The organism is Nonomuraea sp. NPDC050691, assembly GCF_040654455.1.
GTDB lineage: Bacteria > Actinomycetota > Actinomycetes > Streptosporangiales > Streptosporangiaceae > Nonomuraea.
Genome location: NZ_JBFAIA010000371.1, coordinates 1 through 1,402, shown reverse-complemented (window position 1 = coordinate 1,402; position 1,402 = coordinate 1). Strand labels below are relative to the sequence as shown.

The window sequence follows — 1,402 nt, the reverse complement described above, 5'->3', positions numbered from 1 at the left end:
CTCCGTGCCGTAGGCGAACATGGCCACCGCCTGGGCGCCGCCCACCGCGTACACCTCGTCCACGCCCAGCAGCTCGCACGCCGCCGGCCCTCGCCATCTGGAACGGCCGGCCCGCCGATGGAACCGGCGCCCTCGCCCCCGCCGCGCCACCCCTTGCAAACACGGTGATTCCCGGCGAAGCGGTGTGATCCCCTACTATCTACCCTCTGTAAGAGGGCGTTCGCCGGACCGTCACGGAATCCCCCCGGCGCTGCCCTGCGGCACGGCCGAAGGAGAAGCGTGGCGGTTGCGTCCCCCGCCGACCGGCGGCGCGGCCCGCTCAGACCCCTCCGCCTCCCCCTGGCGCTGGCCCTCGCCCTGACGGGCCCCCTGGGCGGTGCCGTGATCACGGGCGCGGAGCCCAGGCCCGCGCTGGCGGCGCCGAAACCCACGGTCAAGCAGCTCAAGAAGGAGCTGGCCGCGCTCCAGAAGGAGTCGGACCGGCTCATCACCGACTACTACAACGGCCGCATCGCCCGCGAGAAGGCGGAGAAGGCCGAGAAGGCGGCCAAGGAGCGGCTCGCCGCCTCCCAGGAGGTCTACGACCGGGAGTCGACCGAGCTGCGCGCGATGGCCGTCGCCCAGTACATCGGCGGCGTGTCCACCGACCAGGCGCTGCTCTCCGGCGCCGAGGACCCGAACACGCTGCTGAGCAGGCTGGCTCTCACCCAGCATCTCGCCGACCGGCAGCACGCCCGGCTGAGCGGGTTCGCCCGGGTCAGGGACGAGCACGCGCGCGCCCAGGCCGAGGCCGCCGCCCGCGCCGCCGAGCTGGCGACCCAGGTCGAGGACCTCGCCGGGCGCAAGGACAAGGCCGTGAAGCAGATCGACAGGATCAAGGACAAGATCGACCAGCTCTACCAGGCGCCCGGCGTGCGGCGCTCGGACGGCACCTGGGTCCCGCAGCTCCCCGGGGGCGCCGACCACATCACCCCCCGGATGCGCCTGGTCAAGACCCTCATCCAGGAGCGGTTCGACGTGCCGTTCGGCATCGGCTGCTACCGGGCCATCCAGGACGGCGGCGAGCACCCGCTCGGCCGGGCGTGCGACTTCATGCTGAGCCGCGGCGGCTCCATGCCCACGGCCGCCGAGGTGGCGCGCGGCAACGAGATCGCCGCTTGGGCCATCAAGAACTCCAAGCGGCTGGGGATCATGTACATCATCTACCGGCAGCGCATCTGGCACGCCCGGAGCGGAACCTGGCGGACGATGTCCGACCGCGGCGGCACCACCGCCAACCACTACGACCATCCGCACATCTCGGTCTACTAGACGAGTAAGTCCTAAGTCGGGTCAGTGGTCGTAGGCGATCAGGGATCGGGTGATGGGCTGGGCGGTGGCGCGGTTGTGCCAGATGGCTGCG

The 1,402-nt window shown here is 71.7% G+C and carries 1 protein-coding gene and 1 pseudogene; one reads left to right on the top strand and one right to left on the bottom strand.

The window, feature by feature from the left end; genetic code table 11:
- A pseudogene (locus tag AB0H81_RS44845) lies at positions 1–84 on the bottom strand (histidinol dehydrogenase); the annotation flags it as partial.
- A 195-nt stretch (positions 85–279) separates the two neighbouring features.
- Here AB0H81_RS44845 and AB0H81_RS44840 point away from each other — a divergent pair.
- Positions 280–1,311, top strand: coding sequence for a hypothetical protein (locus AB0H81_RS44840; protein WP_358388732.1), 1,032 nt, complete (start codon positions 280–282; stop codon positions 1,309–1,311).
- Positions 1,312–1,402 lie beyond the last annotated feature (91 nt).